The organism is Priestia koreensis (assembly GCF_022646885.1).
GTDB lineage: Bacteria > Bacillota > Bacilli > Bacillales > Bacillaceae_H > Bacillus_AG > Bacillus_AG koreensis_A.
In genome coordinates this window covers 4,106,505-4,125,576 of the sequence record NZ_CP061868.1, presented here as the reverse complement: position 1 = coordinate 4,125,576, position 19,072 = coordinate 4,106,505, and the positions used below count along the sequence as shown (strand labels likewise).

Here is a 19,072-nt window from a genome sequence, read left to right as displayed (position 1 = left end):
GGGGGAGGATAGCATGAGAGAAGCGGTCATTGTTGCTGGTGCTAGAACACCAGTCGGAAAATCAAAAAAAGGATCATTAGCAACTGTTCGTCCTGACGATCTAGGGGCTATCGCAGTAAAAGAAACACTAAAAAGAGCAGGGAACTATGATGGGCCAATTGATGATCTTATTATCGGATGTGCAATGCCTGAAGCAGAGCAAGGCTTGAATATGGCGCGCAACATTGGAGCTTTAGCTGGTCTTCCTTACACAGTTCCAGCGATTACAGTTAATCGCTACTGTTCATCAGGCTTACAAAGTATTGCTTACGGTGCAGAGCGTATTATGCTCGGTCATGCGAAAACGGTTATTGCAGGTGGCGCAGAATCTATGAGTCTAGTTCCGATGATGGGTCACACAACTCGTCCGAACTTGAAGCTTGCACAAGAAGCGCCAGAATACTACATGGGAATGGGTCATACAGCAGAGCAAGTAGCTGTAAAATATGGCATCTCTCGTGAAGATCAAGATGCGTTTGCTGTTCGAAGCCATGAAAAAGCAGCAAGAGCAATTAGAGAAGGCAAGTTCAGAGATGAGATCGTACCTGTTGAGGTTACACAACGATTTGTTGATGGAAATAACAAGCTACGTGAAAAATCGTTCCTGTTCTCTGAAGATGAAGGAGTACGTGAAGGAACAACAGTTGATGTGCTTGGAAGACTACGCCCAGCCTTTTCTATTAAAGGTTCTGTAACGGCAGGGAATGCTTCACAAACAAGTGATGGCGGTGCAGCGGTTTTATTAATGGACCGCGAGCAGGCAGAGGCTGAGGGGTTAAAGCCACTTGCGAGATTCCGTTCGTTTGCAGTAGGCGGCGTACCACCTGAAGTAATGGGTGTAGGCCCAGTCGTGGCAATTCCAAAAGCGTTGCAATTAGCTGGTCTACAAGTGTCTGATATTGACTTATTTGAACTAAACGAAGCATTTGCTTCTCAATCCATTCAAGTTATTCGTGAATTAGGGTTAGACGAAGAGCGTATTAACGTGAACGGTGGCGCAATCGCTCTAGGTCATCCACTTGGATGTACCGGTACGAAATTGACGCTGAGCTTAATTCATGAGATGAAGCGTCGTCAGGCTCAATTTGGTGTCGTTACAATGTGTATCGGTGGCGGAATGGGCGCTGCTGGGGTATTTGAACTGTTATAAGAAGGAGGGAGCGAGCAGCTCCTTCTTCAAAAATAGGTAGTGAATTTTAAAATGAGATCAGGGGGAGAAACCATGGCAAACAAAGTGGAAAAAGAAATCAAAGGTGGAAGCTTTTTAATTGAAGATGTAACATTTGATCAAGTGTATACTCCAGAGGATTTCAGCGAAGAGCACAAAATGATTGCGAAAACAACGGAAGACTACGTTGTAAACGAAGTAGTACCGAACGTAGAGTACTTGGAAAAACACGAATTTGATCGTTCTGTGAAACTGCTGAAAAAAGCAGGGGACCTAGGTTTATTAGGTGTAGACGTACCAGAAGAATACGGGGGATTAGGTTTAGATAAAGTAAGCTCAGCTTTAATTGCTGAAAAAATGTCTAGAGCTGGCGGATTCTCGATTACACACGGAGCACACGTAGGAATTGGTTCATTACCAATCGTTCTTTTCGGAAACGAAGAGCAAAAGCAAAAGTACCTTCCTCTTTTAGCAACAGGTGAGAAAATTGCTGCTTACGCATTAACAGAGCCAGGTTCAGGTTCTGATGCATTAGGTGCTCGTACGACTGCTCACTTAAATGCTGAAGGCACACACTACGTATTAAACGGTGAAAAGCAATGGATCACAAATGCAGGATTCGCTGACGTATTCGTTGTGTATGCAAAAATCGATGGAGACAAATTCTCTGCTTTCATCGTAGAGCGTGAGTATGGTGGCGTTTCAACAGGCGCAGAAGAAAAGAAAATGGGTATTAAGAGTTCTTCTACACGTACATTAATTTTAGAAGATGCGCTTGTGCCGAAAGAAAACCTATTGGGTGAAGTTGGGAAAGGTCACGTTATTGCCTTTAACATCTTAAACATCGGTCGTTACAAATTAGGAGTAGGTGCAGTTGGAGGAAGTAAACGTGCACTTGAGCTTAGTGCTCAATATGCAAATCAGCGTCAACAGTTTAAAACACCAATTGCGAAGTTCTCATTAATTCAAGAGAAGTTAGCAACAATGGCAACAAAATTGTATGCATCTGAAAGCTCCGTATACCGTACAGTGGGATTATTTGAATCTCGCATGGGTGGGTTCACAGAAGAAGAAGCAAAAGATGGCCGTTCTGTTGCAGCTGCGATTGCTGAATATGCAATTGAGTGCTCATTAAACAAAGTATTCGCGACTGAAGCACACGATCATATCGTTGATGAAGGCGTTCAAATCCACGGTGGTTATGGCTTCATGAGTGAATATGAAATTGAGCGTATGTACCGTGATTCTCGTATCAACCGTATTTTTGAAGGAACGAATGAAATTAACCGCTTATTAGTGCCAGGTACATTCCTTCGTAAAGCATTAAAAGGTGAGCTTCCATTATTACAAAAAGCGCAAGCTCTTCAAGAAGAACTTATGATGCTTATGCCGGAAGAAGTGGGCGATGAAGTATTAGCTCAAGAGAAATATCTTGTACGCAACGCGAAGAAAATCGCACTTATGATGGCTGGATTAGCTGCACAGAAATACGGCAAAGAGCTAGACAAAGAGCAAGAGGTACTTGTGAACCTTGCTGACATGATCAGCAATGCGTACGCAATGGAATCTGTTGTCCTTCGTACAGAAAAAGCAATCGAAAGAACAGGTTTAGAGAAAAATCAATTAAAAGTAAATTACACAGCCGTATTCTGTCAAGAAGCGTTTAATGAGATTGAAGCTCATGCAAAAGAAACGCTTGTAGCGGTAGAAAAAGGCGATACGCTTCGTATGATGATGTCAGCTCTTCGTAAGCTAACACGTTATACACCAATGAACGTAATTGCGAAAAAACGTGAAATTGCAAGTGTAATTCTTGAAGCAGAAAAATATCTCGTTTGATCATTAACCTATAAGTAAAGAAAGCTTGGGAGTAAGAGACCGTTCGGCCTCTTACTTCTTTCTGTGTATTTGCACCCATTTCTAAATTAATTATGTGAAAATATGTGTTAGAATTAGCGAAATGAATTTGGAGTATGTTAAAATACGAAAAAAGTGAACAATAGATGGGGTGCAGGTAATGACAGTTAAATTTTATTCTTATCCAAAATGTAGCACATGTCGTAAAGCGAAAAAATGGCTTGATGATCATGAAGTAGCGTATGAAGAAATTCATATCATTGAAAATCCTCCTTCGAAAGAGGAATTGAAAGCTATTTATGAAACAAGTGGATTTGAAATCAAAAAGTTGTTTAATACAAGTGGTATGAAATATCGTGAACTAGGACTAAAAGATAAAGTAAGCACAGCTTCTGATGACGAGCTTCTAGATCTATTGGCATCAGATGGAATGCTAATTAAGCGTCCGCTTTTAACAGACGGAAAGAACGTAACCGTTGGCTTTAAAGAGGAGCAGTTTGAACAGGTTTGGGCATAAAAAACGGCTTCTTTGGGAAAAGAGAATCCAGTGTAAAAAAATAACGGTTCTGTCAGCTTTACATAGAAAAAAGTAGTCGTTTCATGTACACTAAAGACGAGGTATGTTCTCTTGTTCATATGCTAAAGCTGTTGATGGCTTTACATAGGCAGAAGATGAAATTGATACATAACAATATGGAGGGATTTATCATGAGTACGCCAAAAGAATTACGCTATTCTGAAGAGCACGAATGGGTAAAAACAGAGGATAATTTGGTACGTGTAGGAATTACACATTTCGCACAGGCTGAACTTGGTGACATCGTATTTGTTGAACTTCCAGAAGTAGGTGCTACTGTTCAAGTAAACGAGCCATTTGGCAGCGTTGAATCTGTAAAAACAGTATCTGAGCTTTACGCACCAATTAGCGGTAAGGTAGTAGAAGTGAATGAAGAACTTAACGACAATCCTGAGTTTGTAAACGAATCTCCATATGAACAAGCATGGATGATTGTACTTGAACCATCTGATGCAAGCGAAGTAGACAAGCTTATGAATGCTGATGACTACAAAAAAATGATCAACGAAGACTGATTTTTGCTAAGCAAAAATTTGACTTGAATGATGAGAAACAAGTAGGACACTCTATTACTAATGAACTTAGTAAAGGAGTGTCTTTTTCGTATGAAAGAAGAGCAAAAAGATCAGGTAACGAATGAAACAAATAAAGCAGTATATGAGGATTCAACAGCTGAGCAACAAAACGATGCGGCTATTCGTCGTCATGCAGAGAAGGTAGCAAAAGGCGAAACGAACCAATACGTAGATTGTGATGGAGAAGGCGGCTGGTGCTAACTCTTTCGCGTGTTTAAGCAACACAAAAAAGTGGTAGAGCAACTTATGGGGCGCTTAAGCCTTCGTAAGTTGCTCTTTTTAAAAAGTTCTGAATGAGTTGAGTACATTTACAAAAAGTTTAAAAAGACACATTTTACACAAAACAGGGGAACTGCGATCTTTTAACGAATATTGTATAGTATAGAGGCATACTCTATTACACACTTAATAAGTACAGGTGATGACGATGGCATTAGAAGACAATGGGAAAGTCATAATTGTAGAAGGAAAGTCGGATAAAAAACGAATCCAAAGCATCATTAAAGAGCCTATTGAAATTATTTGTACGAATGGCACGATTAGTATTGCAAAGCTTGATGAAATCATTGATGCGACGTTTGATCGTGAAGTGTTTATTTTGGTGGACTCCGATGATGCAGGTGACAAGCTACGAAAACAATTTCGCCGAGAATTACCTGAAGCAGAGCATTTGTATGTGGATCGTATGTATCGTGAGGTTGCGGCAGCCCCTAAAAATCATATTGCCTCTGTGTTAATTAGTGCGAATATTGATGTATGTGCCGAATATTTAACATATAAGTAAGGATGAGTTTTCATGCAAGAATGGACAGAACAGCAAGCTGAGCTACAGCTAGCGAAAAAAGGAATGCAGGTCATTTTCTTTTATACCCCGATGTGTGGGACATGCCAAGTTTCAAAGAAAATGCTAGAAGTAGCAGCAGAGCTAGTGCCGCAGCTCGAAATTGGCATGTGCAATTTAAATTACATGCCAAAAATGGCAGAACGGTTTGAAATTGAGAGCGTTCCTTGTCTAATCGCGGTGGAAAATGATCGTATTTACAAAAAGATTTATGCGTTTCGTTCAATTGAGTACTTGCTGGGCGAGCTGCGAGAGATAGCGTGAAGGGAGAGAAGTCAAATTCTCTCTTTTTTTGTCGAATAAAATAAGTGGAATTATTTGGTTTAATATACTATAATTCTATAAAAATAGTAGGAATTAAATAATCAACATGAATGCTTATCATGAGTGGTGGAGGGATTGGCCCTATGAAGCCCGGCAACCGGTGCATACACACGGTGCTAATTCCAACAGATTTTATTCTGATAGATGAGAATAGGTAGCAAAAGCCTCTCTTTTCTATGAAGAGAGGCTTTTTATCAATGAATCTGATTGAAGGAGTGTTGATGATGGGAGATGGAACAAATAAGTATCGTTTAGAAACAATAGGGGTGCACGGGGGATTACAACCAGATCCACTAACAGGTGCAAGGGCTTTGCCAATTTATATGTCCAATGCATATCAGTTTAAAGACACGGATCACGCAGCCAATTTATTTGCGCTACAAGAGCCTGGCTACATTTACACCCGAATTCATAACCCTACCGTATCTGTATTTGAAGAACGAGTTGCTCAGCTAGAAGGCGGAGTAGGGAGTCTAGCCGTATCTAGCGGCATGGCGGCCATTACGACGGCTATTTTAAATATTGCAGGAAGTGGCGATGAGATTGTCTCGTCTTCATCCCTTTACGGAGGTACATATAACTTATTTGATACCACACTCCCTCGATATGGGATTAAGACAACGTTTGTCGATCAGAGCAATCCTGAGAATTTTAGACAAGCAATTACGCCTCACACAAAAGCTATTTATGCTGAAACTATTGGCAACCCAAGCTTAAGCGTGTTGGATATCGAGGCTGTCGCAACTATTGCTCATGAGGCAGGCATTCCACTTATTATCGACAATACCTTTGCTACTCCATATCTATGCCGTCCAATTGAACACGGAGCGGATATTGTTGTTCACTCTGCTACGAAATGGTTGTTAGGAAATGGAACAACTCTAGGTGGCATCATCGTAGACGGAGGAAGGTTTGACTGGAATTCACCGAAGTTTCCTGGGTTCACAACGCCTGATGCTAGCTACCATGATCTTGTATATGCAGAAGCAATTGGTGCAGCTGCTTACATCGTAAAAGCGCGTGTACAATTGCTCCGTGATTTAGGTGTATCCATTAGTCCGTTTAATGCGTATCAATTTAGCCTAGGTCTTGAAACGTTGCATGTAAGAATGAAAGAGCACATTGCTAATACAAGAAAAGTGGTTCAATATCTGGAAAATCATCCTGCCGTTGACTGGGTACTTTATCCGGAAGCTCCGTCACATCCTCAAGTAAAAGAAGCATCGAAATATTTACCGAAAGGTGCAGGTGCTGTAGTTGTTTTTGGTATATCAGGCGGACGAGAGGCTGGAAAAAAACTCATTAATTCTGTTAAATTATGGTCTCATGTAGCAAATGTAGGAGACTCAAAAAGTTTGATTATTCATCCTGCTAGCACGACTCATCAGCAGCTTACGCCTGATCAATTAAAAGAAGCAGGAGTAAGCGAGGACCTTATTCGTCTATCTGTTGGCATTGAGCATATTGATGATATTCTAAATGATTTAGAACAAGCAATCGAAGTGGCAACTGGTCAAAAGTCTGCTTCACTAACCTTTTAATTTTGTAAAAAGATGATGTGTAAATAATGTTGACACCTTTTTCAGTACGTGCTAAAATCACAATCGTATCCAAAAAACGAAATTTGTCGAAAATTTAAATAGAAGATAACTCTTATCGTGAGAGGTGGAGGGACTGGGCCCTGTGAAACCCGGCAACCGTCAGTGAAAGCTGAAATGGTGCCAATTCCTACAAAGCATGCAAGTATGATGCTTTGAGAGATGAGAAGAAGGTTAAAAGCCTTTCTGCTCATTTATGCAGAAAGGCTTTTTTGTTTTAGATAAGAGTCCTCATTTCGATAGGTTTTTAAGAGGAAGGTGAATAATCAACATGATTACACTTCAAGGTGTGAAAAAAATATATCAAAGTAGTCAAGGAACCGTTCGAGCTGTTGATGGCGTGGATCTACGCGTACAGCCAGGAGAAATCTTCGGTATCATTGGTTACAGTGGTGCCGGAAAGAGTACGTTAATTCGTTTGCTAAATGGTTTAGAGAAGCCCACTGAAGGAACGGTAGAAGTTGCAGGAAACAATATTGGACAAATAAGAGGCGGAAAATTAAGAAAAGCGCGCCAAGAAATCAGTATGATTTTCCAACATTTCAACCTTCTTTGGTCCCGTACGGTAAGAGAGAATATCTCATTTCCACTAGAAATTGCAAAAGTACCAAAGCAGGAGCGTTTGAAGCGAGTTGATGAGCTCATCAAGCTAGTAGGACTAGAAGGTAGAGAAAATGCATATCCTTCACAGCTCAGCGGTGGTCAAAAGCAGCGCGTTGGAATCGCAAGAGCACTAGCGAATAATCCTAAAGTGTTGCTGTGTGATGAAGCGACGTCTGCACTAGATCCTCAAACGACAGACTCAATTTTAGAACTGCTCGTTGACATCAATAAAAACTTAGGACTTACTATTGTACTGATTACGCATGAGATGCACGTTATTCGTAAGATTTGTCATCGCGTTGCGGTAATGGAGGATGGAAAAGTAGCAGAAGAAGGAAACGTATTAGACGTTTTCAAAAGACCTCAAGCTCAAATTACCAAAACATTCGTGAAACAAGTAACGGAGGCAGATGAGAGCTTTGAAGCAATTGAGAATGTACGAGAACAATATCCAGATGGACATATTATTCAGCTGACCTTTATCGGCCAAGGCGCTGAGCAACCGCTCATTACGAGTGTTATCAAAGAGTTTGATATTACCGTCAACATTCTGCAGGGTAAAGTCTCTTACACGCAGGGCGGCTCTTACGGAACACTCGTTATTCACCTTGGTGGATGCGAGAGTGAAGTAGAGAAGGCCATTGAGTTTGTGAAACAGCAGCAGGTAGAAGTAGAGGTGATCACAAATGTTTGAGAAATATTTTCCGAATGTTGATATAACCGAATTAATGACCGCTACGCAACAAACATTATTCATGACGGCTGTTTCCGTTGTTGCAACGTTTATTTTAGGAACTATCCTAGGTATGCTTCTGTTCCTTACGTCTAAGGGACAGGTGTGGCAGAACAAGATAGTCAATGTGGTCATTGCAGCAGTCGTCAATATTTTCCGCTCGATTCCGTTCTTGGTTTTAATTATCTTGTTAATTCCATTTACGATTTTCCTCGTAAATGACATGCTTGGGCCAAAAGCAGCGTTACCAGCATTGATTATCGGGGCGGCACCGTTTTATGCTCGTCTCGTTGAGATTGGATTGCGTGAGATTGACAAAGGTGTGATTGAAGCAGCGAAATCAATGGGTGCAACAACATGGACGATTATTTGGAAGGTGTTACTACCTGAATCACTACCAGCGTTAATTTCTGGTATTACGGTAACGGGAATTGCGCTTGTAGGCTATACAGCGATGGCTGGGGTAGTTGGAGCAGGAGGACTCGGAGACCTTGCTTATTTACAAGGGTTCCAACGAAGCAACAATGACGTGACGGTGTTAGCGACCGTCCTTATTCTAATCATTGTGTTCATCATTCAATTTATTGGAGACATTATCACATCGAAAATCGATAAACGATAACAGACAAGGGAGAATAAAAGACATGAAAAAGTGGATTACAGGTTTAGCAGCATCTTCATTATTAGTGCTAGGATTAGCAGGTTGCGGAACGAGCAACGATAGCGCATCTTCTGATAAAGACAAATTAGTAGTTAGTGCATCAAACGTTCCACATGCAGAAATTCTAGAAGAAGCCAAGCCAATTTTAAAGAAAAAAGGCATTGATTTAGAAATCAAAGTAGCACAAGACTACATTATTCCGAATAAGGCGTTAGCCAACAAAGAGGTAGACGCAAACTACTTCCAACACGTTCCGTACATGGAATCTGTGTTAAAAGATAATAAAGGAAAGCCAGGCTATAACTTTGTAAATGCAGGCGCTATTCACGTGGAGCCAATCGGTATTTATTCAAAAAAATACAAAAGCCTAAAAGATTTACCTGAAGGTGGAAAAGTGAAAATGCGTAATGCAGTTTCTGAAGAAGGACGTATTTTATCGATCTTCGAACAAGCAGGCGTAATTAAACTGAAAAAAGGTGTAAGCAAAGTAGATGCACAAATTAAGGATATTGTGGAAAACCCAAAACACCTGAAATTTGAAGCAAATGTTGAAGCAGGTATTCTGCCACAAGTATACAAACGAGATCAAGCTGATGCGGTTGTAATCAATGCGAACTACGCGCTTGATGCAGGATTAGATCCAGTAAAAGATCCAATTGCCGTTGAATCGACGAAAGATAACCCGTATGCGAATATCATCACCGTTCGTAAAGGCGACGAAAATAAGAAAAAGATTAAAGAATTAGTAGCTGTTTTACAATCAAAAGAAATTAAAGACTTCATTAAAAAAGAATACAAAGGTGCTGTACTTCCAGTATCAAAATAATAGGTTAGTCATTAAAAGAGTGTTGCATAAGCAACGCTCTTTTTTTAGTTTATTCAACATCAATTTTCCCACAAGGAGCGAATAATCATATTTGTGTCCAGGACATACTAAAGCAAGAACAACGATCATGATGGGAGATGAATGTTACATATGGAAAATCAACAGCCAACGAGCTCAACTGAACAAGCATTACACGCATATAAAATTGGGGTTGGTCATTTTGCCGAAAAAATGCCTGACGTAACGAAGACGTTTAATGCGTTTACAGAAGCGTGCTTTAAAGAAGGAGAGCTTTCCAAAAAGGAAAAACAGCTGATTGCGCTTGGCATTAGCTTAGTAGCTCAGGACGAGTACTGCATGATTTATCATACAAAAGGGTGCCTAGATCAAGGGGCAACTGAAAAAGAAATTCTAGAAGCCTGTGGTGTAGCGGCAGCATTTGGTGGGGGAGCGGCTATGAGTCAAGCCGTTACGCTCGTTCACGAATGCATCCATGAGTTAGACCATCGCACGCATTAATTTTTACATGAGTAAAATAGACCTTCTTCCCTTTCAGGAGGAAGGTCTATTTTAATAAGTAGAAACTCATTCATTTTTACATAGAAAAGAGTCATGAATTAACTAGGGAAGATCTGGTCCAAAAGGTTGCTATAACATTTCATTTGTTATAAGATTGTAATGAGAATAAATTGAGAATTAATAAAAATTATATAGGTATATAATTTGAATATACGTATAGAATTGGATGGAGGTTTTATCATGGCAGCATCAACATTAACGATCAAAGATCTTCATGTAGCAATCGATGGCAAAGAGATCTTAAAAGGTGTAAATTTAGAAATCAAAGGTGGAGAAATCCACGCAATCATGGGCCCTAACGGAACAGGTAAATCTACTTTATCTTCTGCAATTATGGGACACCCAAAATATGAAGTTACACAAGGTAGCATCTTATTTGACGGTGAAGACGTATTAGAAATGGAAGTAGACGAGCGTGCACGCGTAGGTCTATTCCTTGCTATGCAATACCCAAGTGAAATCAGCGGTGTAACAAACGCAGACTTCTTACGTTCTTCTATTAACGCACGTCGTGAAGAAGGCGATGAAATTTCTCTTATGAAATTTATCCGTCAGCTTGACAAAAACATGGAGTTCCTAGAAATGGATCCAGATATGGCTCAACGTTACCTAAACGAAGGCTTCTCTGGTGGGGAGAAAAAACGTAACGAAATTCTTCAATTAATGATGATCCAACCGAAAATTGCGATTCTTGACGAAATCGATTCTGGTTTAGATATCGATGCGTTAAAAGTTGTTTCAAAAGGGATCAACGAAATGCGCGGAGAAGACTTTGGTTGCTTAATCATCACTCACTACCAACGTCTACTTAACTACATCACACCTGACCATGTACACGTAATGATGCAAGGTCGTGTCGTAAAATCTGGTGGTGCTGAATTAGCACAACGTCTAGAGGCAGAAGGATACGACTGGATCAAACAAGAACTAGGTATTGAAGACGAAACAGTAGGCGAAGAAGCGTAAGCGATAGGAGGATTCAAATGACTATTGACACTAAACTACCGGTAGATCAGGAGTATGTCAGCAGCTTCTCTAAAGAAGCAAACGAACCAAGCTGGCTTCTAGACCTTCGCTTACAGGCTCTTGCGAAGGCAGAAGATCTTTCACTACCAAGAGCAGATAAAACAAACATTACAAAGTGGAATTTTACTTCTTTCTCAAACCATGCGACAAAAGCAGCGGCTGTTAGCTCTATTGATGGGCTTTCTGAGGAAGTAAAGGCACTTATTGATACAGAAAATGCAAAAAACCTTTACGTACAGCGCAACGAATCACCTGCATATGCAGCGGTTTCTGATACGTTAAAAGAGCAAGGTGTGATCTTCACTGATATCCAAACAGCTGCAAGAGAACACGGCGACCTTCTACAAAAATACTTCATGAAAGATGGAGTAAAAGTAGATGAAAATCGTCTAACAGCTCTACATGCTGCACTAGTAAACGGTGGGGTATTCATCTATGTACCGAAAAATGTTGAAGTAGCAGAACCACTTCAATCTGTATTCGTACATGAAGATGCAAACGCAGCATTATTCAACCACGTTATTGTCGTAGCAGATGACAACAGCTCTGTAACATATGTAGAAAACTATATTTCTACAAGTGGTGCAAACGAAGCGGTTGTAAACATCGTTGCTGAAGTATTTGCAAACACAAATGCAAAAGTAACGTTTGGTGCAGTAGATTACCTTTCAGAAGGATCAACTGTTTATGTAAATCGTCGCGGTGTTGCAGGACGTGACGGTCGTATTGAATGGGCACTAGGTTTAATGAACGAAGGAAACACAGTGTCTGAAAATACAACGTACCTAATGGGTGACGGCTCTTATGGAGATACTAAAACAGTAACAGTGGGGCGTGGAGAGCAAAAACAAAACTTCACTACTCAAGTTGTTCATTTTGGTAAACATTCAGAAGGTTATATTTTAAAGCATGGCGTAATGAAAGACAGTGCTTCTTCAATCTTTAACGGGATCGGTAAAATTGAGCACGGTGCTTCTAAAGCAAACGCTGAACAAGAATCTCGCGTATTAATGCTTAGCGAAAAAGCGCGTGGAGATGCGAACCCAATTTTATTAATTGATGAAGATGATGTAACAGCAGGTCATGCTGCTTCTGTAGGTCGCGTAGATCCTGTTCAATTATACTATCTAATGAGCCGTGGTATTCCGCGTGTTGAAGCTGAACGTCTAGTAATTCATGGATTCCTAGCACCAGTTGTTAATGCTCTTCCAATTGAAACAGTTAAGAAGCAGCTAGTAGAAGTTATTGAAAGGAAAGTTCGTTGATGGATATGAAAAATATCCGTCAGCACTTCCCTATCCTAGATCAGCAAGTTAATGGGAATCCACTTGTTTATCTAGACAGTGCTGCAACTTCTCAAAAGCCAACGGCTGTTATTGAGGCGATTGAACAGTATTACCGTGGGTACAACTCAAACGTTCACCGCGGTGTTCATACGCTAGGAACAAGAGCAACAGATGGCTATGAAGGCGCTCGTGAAAAGGTTCGTAAGTTCATTAATGCAAAGTCGACGGAAGAAGTTATTTTCACTCGTGGAACAACCACTTCTCTTAACACGGTCGCAGCAAGCTACGGGCGAGCGAATCTTTCAGAAGGCGATGAAATTGTTATTACGCATATGGAACACCATAGTAATATCATTCCATGGCAACAAGTAGCGAAGCAAACAGGCGCGACGCTAAAATATATTGATTTAACAGAGGATGGTCGTTTAGATCTTGAAGAAGTGAAAAAGACCATTACATCAAATACAAAGATCGTTTCGATTATGCAAGTATCAAACGTGCTAGGAACGATCAACCCGATTAAAGAAATCACAAAAATTGCCCATGACAATGGTGCAATTATGGTCGTAGATGGTGCACAAAGTACGCCTCATATGAAGGTAGACGTGCAGGATCTAGACTGCGACTTCTTTGCCTTCTCAGGTCACAAAATGTGTGGTCCGACAGGTATCGGGGTACTGTACGGTAAAAAGGAACTTCTAGAAAACATGGAGCCAGTTGAGTTTGGTGGGGAAATGATTGACTTTGTTAACCTATACGATTCAACGTGGAAAGAGCTTCCGTGGAAATTTGAAGGAGGCACGCCGATCATTGCAGGAGCAATTGGTCTAGGTGCAGCCATTGATTTTCTAGAAGAGGTTGGTTTAGAAAATATTGAGGCGCATGAGCATAAGCTTGCACAATACGCGCTTGGTCGCATGTCTGAAGTTGACGGTGTTACCATTTATGGTCCAACAGAGCGTGCAGGCCTTGTAACGTTTAATCTTGACGAAGTCCATCCTCATGATGTGGCAACGGTATTAGACGCTGAAGGGATTGCGGTTCGTGCCGGTCATCACTGTGCACAACCATTAATGCGTTACCTAAATGTTTCAGCAACGGCTCGCGCAAGCTTCTACCTGTATAACACAGAAGAAGATGTGGATAAGTTCGTATCAGCGCTTGTCAAAACAAAGGAGTATTTCACTAATGTCTTTTAATAACAACCTTGATGTGTTGTATCGTCAGGTGATTATGGATCATTATAAAAATCCACGTAATCGCGGCGTATTAGAAGAAGATACGGTGACGATCAACATGAACAATCCAACGTGTGGCGATCGTATTCAACTTTCATTTAAAGTCGAGGAAGGCAAAGTATCTGATGTGAAATTTGAAGGTGAAGGATGCTCGATTTCAATGGCATCTGCATCTATGATGACACAAGCAGTGAAAGGCAAGCCGATTGAAGAAGCTCTTCACATGTCTCAGATTTTCTCGGACATGATGCAAGGGAAAGAATATGATGATAGTATAGAGTTAGAGGACATTGAAGCACTGCAAGGTGTATCAAAGTTCCCAGCACGTATTAAATGTGCCACATTAGCTTGGAAAGCAATGGAAAAAGGATTGCGTGATAAAGATCAGTCAGATTCGAACTAAATAATAAATCCCAAATCCATTTCGAGGGGGTAATTTAATCATGGCAAAGAAAATGCCAGAAATCGGTGATTACAAGTACGGTTTTGCCGATAAAGATGTATCTATTTTCCGCTCAAAGCGCGGATTAACAAAAGAAATCGTTGAGGAAATCTCTCGCATGAAGTCTGAGCCTCAATGGATGCTCGATTTCCGTTTGAAATCTCTAGAGCATTTCTATAAAATGCCGATGCCACAATGGGGCGGCGACTTAGGAAGCCTGAACTTTGATGAAATTACGTACTACGTAAAACCATCTGAGAAATCAGAGCGTTCTTGGGATGAAGTACCTGAAGAAATCAAACAAACGTTTGACAAACTAGGTATTCCTGAAGCGGAGCAAAAATACCTTGCAGGTGTATCTGCTCAGTATGAGTCTGAGGTTGTATACCACAACATGAAAGAAGACCTTGAAGCACAAGGGATCGTCTTCAAAGATACGGACACTGCTCTTAAAGAAAACGAAGACATTTTCCGTGAGCATTTTGGTAAAGTGATTCCTCCAACAGACAACAAATTTGCTGCGCTTAACTCAGCTGTTTGGTCTGGTGGATCATTCATCTACGTGCCAAAAGGCATCAAAGTAGATACGCCTTTACAAGCATACTTCCGTATTAACTCTGAAAACATGGGTCAATTCGAACGTACGCTAATCGTTGTAGACGAAGGCGCACACGTACACTACGTAGAAGGTTGTACGGCACCTGTTTATACAACTAACTCTCTTCACAGTGCAGTTGTAGAAATCATGATCAAAAAAGATGCGTATTGCCGCTATACAACGATCCAAAACTGGGCAAACAACGTGTTTAACCTTGTAACAAAACGTGCTGTAGCAGAAGAAAATGCAACAATGGAATGGATTGATGGTAACATCGGTTCTAAATTAACAATGAAATACCCAGCGGTTATCCTAAAAGGTGAAGGCGCACGTGGTATGACATTATCCATTGCTCTTGCTGGTAAAGGGCAGCACCAAGATGCTGGAGCTAAAATGATTCACTTAGCACCAAACACATCTTCAACAATCGTATCAAAATCAATTTCTAAGCACGGTGGTAAAGTAACGTACCGCGGTATCGTTCACTTCGGACGTAAAGCGGAAGGTGCTCGTGCAAACATTGAATGTGATACGTTAATCATGGATAATCAGTCTACTTCTGATACAATTCCGTACAATGAGATCTTAAACGATAACATCTCACTTGAGCACGAAGCAAAAGTATCAAAAGTATCTGAAGAACAATTATTCTACTTAATGAGCCGCGGTATTTCAGAGCAAGAAGCAACTGAAATGATCGTAATGGGCTTCATTGAGCCATTCACAAAAGAACTTCCAATGGAATACGCAGTTGAAATGAACCGTCTAATCAAATTCGAGATGGAAGGTTCAATCGGTTAATTCCATTTACGAGCTCGCTTGCTATCTATGCAGGCGAGCTTTTTTAGTATCAACCTTTTTAAACAGCCCATGAGCTTCCTACATTTCCTTCCTATTCCCATTTGTATTAAAATAAAAGTAACAAAGAGGAGGGATGACATGATTTATATTGGCGTAACAGGATGGGGAGATCACGATGCTTTATATGAAGCTGGGGTTCCTTCTCGTGACAAGCTGGGCATTTATGCAGGACATTTTCCAATCGTTGAAGTCGATGCATCGTTTTATGCCGTGCAGCCAAAATCAAACGCTGAAAAATGGGTGTCAGAGACGCCTGATGATTTTCGATTTGTAGTGAAAGCCTATCAGGGAATGACCGGGCATCAGCGAGGAGAAGAGTATTATGAATCAAAGGAAGAGATGTTTGATGCTTTTATTGATTCGCTAGCTCCTTACGTTGAGGCAAATAAGCTAGGAATGGTTTTGTTTCAAACGCCACCTTGGTTTGATTGCCGCAAGGAGAACGTTGATTACTTACGCTACAGCAGAGAGAAGCTGAGAGATTTTCCTGTTGCTCTAGAGTTTCGCAACCGTACGTGGTTTGAGCCTTCATTTTACGAAAAGACGCTGTCTTTTATGAAGCAAGAAAATTGGATTCACGGTATTTGTGATGAGCCTCAGGCAGGGGAAGGATCGATCCCAACGGTTCTACACGCAACGAACAAGGATAAAACGCTCATTCGTTTTCACGGGCGTAACGTTCATGGATGGAACAAGCCGCCAGAGGGGAATTGGCGGAAGGTTCGATTTTTGTATCGCTACAATGAAAAAGAGCTACTAGAATGGAAAGAGAAGCTTGAACAGCTTCAAAAACAGACGAAGGATATTTATCTGCTGTTTAACAATAACTCAGGTGGAGATGCCGTTGACAACGCGAAACAGCTCATCGCAATGCTTGGCCTAGAATATGAGGGGCTTGCACCAAAGCAGCTTGGCTTATTTGATGAATTGTTTTAAGGGATAAAGGGGTGGAGAAATGGAATCATATATTTTTATCTTATTGTTATTTTTAATGGGGTTTATTTTTCTGTTACTAGGACTGAAGAGGCAAAGCAAAATTATGCTCGGAGGTTCTCTCGTCTGCTTTTTAGCAGGCTTTGCGTTTACATACATTGCTTTTAGCACGTATACACCAAATGCCATGTTAGGAGTTTAACAATTATGACGTATGTGTTGTTATTGCTGATTGGTCTTGGTGGTGGGCTAATCGGTAGCTTGGTGGGCTTAGGAGGCGGTATTATTATCGTGCCAGCCCTTCTATTTTTTAGTGGCTATTTTGCTATTTTGAATGACATCACCCCGCAAACGGCTGTCGGAACATCGCTGTTAGTATTAATTTTTATCGGGCTATCCTCAACGCTTTCGTATATGAAGCATAAAACAGTTGATTATAAAAGTGGATTCTTATTTTTTGCTGGTAGTGGCCCTGGTGGACTTGTTGGTGCGTTTTTGAACCGTAATTTGAATGTGGATGGTTTTTCGCTTTATTTCGGTCTTTTTGTTATTTTAACGTCCATTATTTTAATGTTCCAAAGTCGAATCAAACCAATCAAAAAAGAGACGTATCCTATTACGAGAACGTTTGAAGGAAAGGATAAAACGAAGTGGGTGTACGGTTATCATCCGGCCACTGCTATTATTCTTGCTTTTGTAGTGGGCCTGTTTTCCGGCCTATTTGGAGTAGGGGGCGGATCGCTAATGGTTCCTGCTATGATTATGCTTTTTGCCTTTCCACCACATGTAGCTGTGGCGACGTCTATGCTAATGGTCTTTTTGTCCTCGATTATTAGCTCGATTACACATATTAGCCTCGGAAACGTTGATTGGCTGCTCGCTTTATTTCTTGTTCCAGGCGCTTGGATCGGAGCAAAGCTTGGTTCATTCATTAATTCCAAAGTGAAAAGCAAAACGGTCGTTTCTTTACTACGAATTATTTTATTAGTCGTCGGAATTCGGATGGTATACGAAAGTATTGTCGGATAAAACATACACTTTCTATCCTCTCTTTTCATACTGTAATGTGTGTATGGAAAGGAGCTGATTTCAATGATGTCATTAGAACCAATTACGATTGATGGATATACATTTAAGGCGATCACGGTCTTGCTTCCAAAAACGACGCTGTTAGCTGTTGCGTCAGATAAGGGATATATTATGTGTGGCGCGTTGGATGTCGGATTATTGAACGAAAAGCTGAAGGATCGTGGCATTATCGCCGGGAGAGCTGTTGGGGTACGTACAATTGAACAACTTCTATATGCGCCGTTAGAATCTGTTACAGTAGAGGCAGAAAAGCTCGGAATTCATGTCGGAATGTCTGGCACAGACGCGCTATTAAAGATGATATAAAAAAAGGTGATCACCCGCCAGAGAGCGGATGGTCACCTTTTTTATAGTCTAGGCCGTCCTCTTTTCGCATACATATCAAGTGAGGAGGGGATGATGGTTGCCTAAAATTCGAAGAAGACAGCGCAGAGGACCATTACCTTTTCGTTATGTCTTGCTGTTAACGGTTGTGTTTTTTATTTTTTCTACGATGCTAAGCATCTGGGTCATTAACAGAGGAATTGAACCGACGCTAATGAACTACGCAGAATCCCAGACAAATCGAATTGCCACGCTTGTGATTAATAAAGCGATTAATAAGAAGCTAGCAGACGATTTAGATACAAAGGGTCTTATCGAAATAGATCGTGATTCAAAAGGCGAAACAGGTATTTACAGTATCAACGAATCCGTATCAAATCGTGTATGGGCAGAAGTGACAAGACTACTAGAAGAGAATTTAAAAGCAGCAGAAAAGGGACATTTAGATTCCATTGAGCTTCCGGCGGACGTAGAGCTTGAACAGGATAAAAAAATGAAGAGTCAGGGAATTATTTATCGTGTTCCGCTTGGTCGAGCAACTGATAACGCTCTGCTAGGAAACTTAGGTCCGATGATTCCGGTGAAATTTCACGTTATTGGTGATGCCCGAACAGACATTCAGCGTCGCATTAAGGAATTTGGGATCAACAATGCATTATTTGAAGTATATATTCATGTAAAAGTAAACGTTCAAGTTATTATTCCTTTTGCAACAAAAGAAACAACGATTACGACGGACATTCCGTTAGCTACAGCTCTTCTTAAGGGTGATGTACCTGATTATTATAATAACGGTCGAGGAGAAGGGACATCTATTCAGGTCCCATCATCTAGTAAGTCCGATAAATAAGGAAGCACGCTATGTGCTTCCTTATTTATATGGAATCAAGCTTT

22 protein-coding genes and 2 riboswitches are annotated in these 19,072 nt (G+C 40.8%); all 22 genes read left to right on the top strand.

Translation table 11 applies throughout. The annotated features are described in order from the left end of the window. Nucleotides 1-13 precede the first annotated feature (13 nt). The gene (locus tag IE339_RS21695) at nucleotides 14-1,189 is read left to right on the top strand and encodes an acetyl-CoA C-acetyltransferase (protein WP_053403534.1); all 1,176 of its coding nucleotides are present in this window, start codon (nucleotides 14-16) and stop codon (nucleotides 1,187-1,189) included. 72 nt (nucleotides 1,190-1,261) lie between these two features. Then, on the top strand, nucleotides 1,262-3,046 hold the full coding sequence (locus IE339_RS21690) for an acyl-CoA dehydrogenase family protein (RefSeq protein WP_242171151.1): 1,785 nt from the start codon (nucleotides 1,262-1,264) through the stop codon (nucleotides 3,044-3,046). A gap of 178 nt (nucleotides 3,047-3,224) precedes the next feature. Further along, a complete protein-coding gene (locus tag IE339_RS21685) occupies nucleotides 3,225-3,581 on the top strand; it encodes an arsenate reductase family protein (protein ID WP_053403532.1) in 357 nt (118 codons plus the stop codon). Between the two features lie 191 nt (nucleotides 3,582-3,772). Next, on the top strand, nucleotides 3,773-4,156 hold the full coding sequence (gcvH, locus tag IE339_RS21680) for a glycine cleavage system protein GcvH (RefSeq protein WP_053403531.1): 384 nt from the start codon (nucleotides 3,773-3,775) through the stop codon (nucleotides 4,154-4,156). Between the two features lie 90 nt (nucleotides 4,157-4,246). After that, the gene (locus IE339_RS21675; RefSeq protein WP_242171148.1) at nucleotides 4,247-4,417 is read left to right on the top strand and encodes a DUF2553 family protein; all 171 of its coding nucleotides are present in this window, start codon (nucleotides 4,247-4,249) and stop codon (nucleotides 4,415-4,417) included. A gap of 220 nt (nucleotides 4,418-4,637) precedes the next feature. Beyond that, nucleotides 4,638-5,000: a toprim domain-containing protein gene (locus tag IE339_RS21670; protein WP_397428605.1), complete on the top strand. Its 363-nt coding sequence runs from the start codon at nucleotides 4,638-4,640 to the stop codon at nucleotides 4,998-5,000. 12 nt (nucleotides 5,001-5,012) lie between these two features. Then, nucleotides 5,013-5,321: a thioredoxin family protein gene (locus tag IE339_RS21665; protein WP_053403529.1), complete on the top strand. Its 309-nt coding sequence runs from the start codon at nucleotides 5,013-5,015 to the stop codon at nucleotides 5,319-5,321. Nucleotides 5,322-5,432: 111 nt separating this feature from the next. After that, nucleotides 5,433-5,532: riboswitch (SAM riboswitch) on the top strand. A gap of 46 nt (nucleotides 5,533-5,578) precedes the next feature. Beyond that, nucleotides 5,579-6,922, top strand: a complete 1,344-nt coding sequence (locus tag IE339_RS21660) for an O-acetylhomoserine aminocarboxypropyltransferase/cysteine synthase family protein (protein WP_242171145.1) — start codon at nucleotides 5,579-5,581, stop codon at nucleotides 6,920-6,922. A 109-nt stretch (nucleotides 6,923-7,031) separates the two neighbouring features. Beyond that, a riboswitch (SAM riboswitch) is annotated at nucleotides 7,032-7,148 on the top strand. Between the two features lie 102 nt (nucleotides 7,149-7,250). Further along, a complete protein-coding gene (locus tag IE339_RS21655) occupies nucleotides 7,251-8,276 on the top strand; it encodes a methionine ABC transporter ATP-binding protein (RefSeq protein ID WP_242171130.1) in 1,026 nt (341 codons plus the stop codon). Next, nucleotides 8,269-8,937 (top strand): methionine ABC transporter permease, encoded by a 669-nt coding sequence (locus IE339_RS21650; protein ID WP_242171127.1) that lies wholly within the window; start codon nucleotides 8,269-8,271, stop codon nucleotides 8,935-8,937. The genes IE339_RS21655 and IE339_RS21650 overlap by 8 nt, the downstream gene beginning before the upstream one ends. Nucleotides 8,938-8,959: 22 nt before the next feature. Then, nucleotides 8,960-9,802, top strand: a complete 843-nt coding sequence (locus IE339_RS21645) for a MetQ/NlpA family ABC transporter substrate-binding protein (protein ID WP_242171124.1) — start codon at nucleotides 8,960-8,962, stop codon at nucleotides 9,800-9,802. A gap of 150 nt (nucleotides 9,803-9,952) precedes the next feature. After that, nucleotides 9,953-10,321 (top strand): carboxymuconolactone decarboxylase family protein, encoded by a 369-nt coding sequence (locus IE339_RS21640; protein ID WP_053403524.1) that lies wholly within the window; start codon nucleotides 9,953-9,955, stop codon nucleotides 10,319-10,321. Between the two features lie 240 nt (nucleotides 10,322-10,561). Further along, on the top strand, nucleotides 10,562-11,347 hold the full coding sequence (gene sufC, locus IE339_RS21635; protein WP_053403523.1) for a Fe-S cluster assembly ATPase SufC: 786 nt from the start codon (nucleotides 10,562-10,564) through the stop codon (nucleotides 11,345-11,347). Between the two features lie 17 nt (nucleotides 11,348-11,364). Continuing rightward, the gene (gene sufD / locus IE339_RS21630) at nucleotides 11,365-12,672 is read left to right on the top strand and encodes a Fe-S cluster assembly protein SufD (protein WP_242171120.1); all 1,308 of its coding nucleotides are present in this window, start codon (nucleotides 11,365-11,367) and stop codon (nucleotides 12,670-12,672) included. Continuing rightward, complete coding sequence (locus IE339_RS21625) at nucleotides 12,672-13,892, top strand: cysteine desulfurase (protein ID WP_242171117.1); 1,221 nt, start codon at nucleotides 12,672-12,674, stop codon at nucleotides 13,890-13,892. Before sufD ends, IE339_RS21625 begins: the two co-directional genes overlap by 1 nt. After that, entirely contained in the window at nucleotides 13,882-14,334 is a 453-nt protein-coding gene (gene sufU, locus IE339_RS21620) for a Fe-S cluster assembly sulfur transfer protein SufU (RefSeq protein ID WP_053403520.1), read from the top strand. Before IE339_RS21625 ends, sufU begins: the two co-directional genes overlap by 11 nt. Nucleotides 14,335-14,374: 40 nt before the next feature. Continuing rightward, entirely contained in the window at nucleotides 14,375-15,772 is a 1,398-nt protein-coding gene (gene sufB, locus IE339_RS21615; RefSeq protein ID WP_242171114.1) for a Fe-S cluster assembly protein SufB, read from the top strand. Nucleotides 15,773-15,910: 138 nt separating this feature from the next. Beyond that, on the top strand, nucleotides 15,911-16,768 hold the full coding sequence (locus tag IE339_RS21610) for a DUF72 domain-containing protein (RefSeq protein ID WP_242171104.1): 858 nt from the start codon (nucleotides 15,911-15,913) through the stop codon (nucleotides 16,766-16,768). 19 nt (nucleotides 16,769-16,787) lie between these two features. Next, the gene (locus IE339_RS21605; RefSeq protein ID WP_242171095.1) at nucleotides 16,788-16,967 is read left to right on the top strand and encodes a hypothetical protein; all 180 of its coding nucleotides are present in this window, start codon (nucleotides 16,788-16,790) and stop codon (nucleotides 16,965-16,967) included. A 5-nt stretch (nucleotides 16,968-16,972) separates the two neighbouring features. Continuing rightward, nucleotides 16,973-17,794 (top strand): sulfite exporter TauE/SafE family protein, encoded by an 822-nt coding sequence (locus tag IE339_RS21600; RefSeq protein WP_242171092.1) that lies wholly within the window; start codon nucleotides 16,973-16,975, stop codon nucleotides 17,792-17,794. A 63-nt stretch (nucleotides 17,795-17,857) separates the two neighbouring features. Beyond that, a complete protein-coding gene (locus IE339_RS21595; RefSeq protein WP_053403516.1) occupies nucleotides 17,858-18,160 on the top strand; it encodes a YunC family protein in 303 nt (100 codons plus the stop codon). Between the two features lie 97 nt (nucleotides 18,161-18,257). Then, nucleotides 18,258-19,028, top strand: a complete 771-nt coding sequence (gene yunB, locus IE339_RS21590; RefSeq protein ID WP_242171083.1) for a sporulation protein YunB — start codon at nucleotides 18,258-18,260, stop codon at nucleotides 19,026-19,028. Nucleotides 19,029-19,072: the final 44 nt, after the last annotated feature.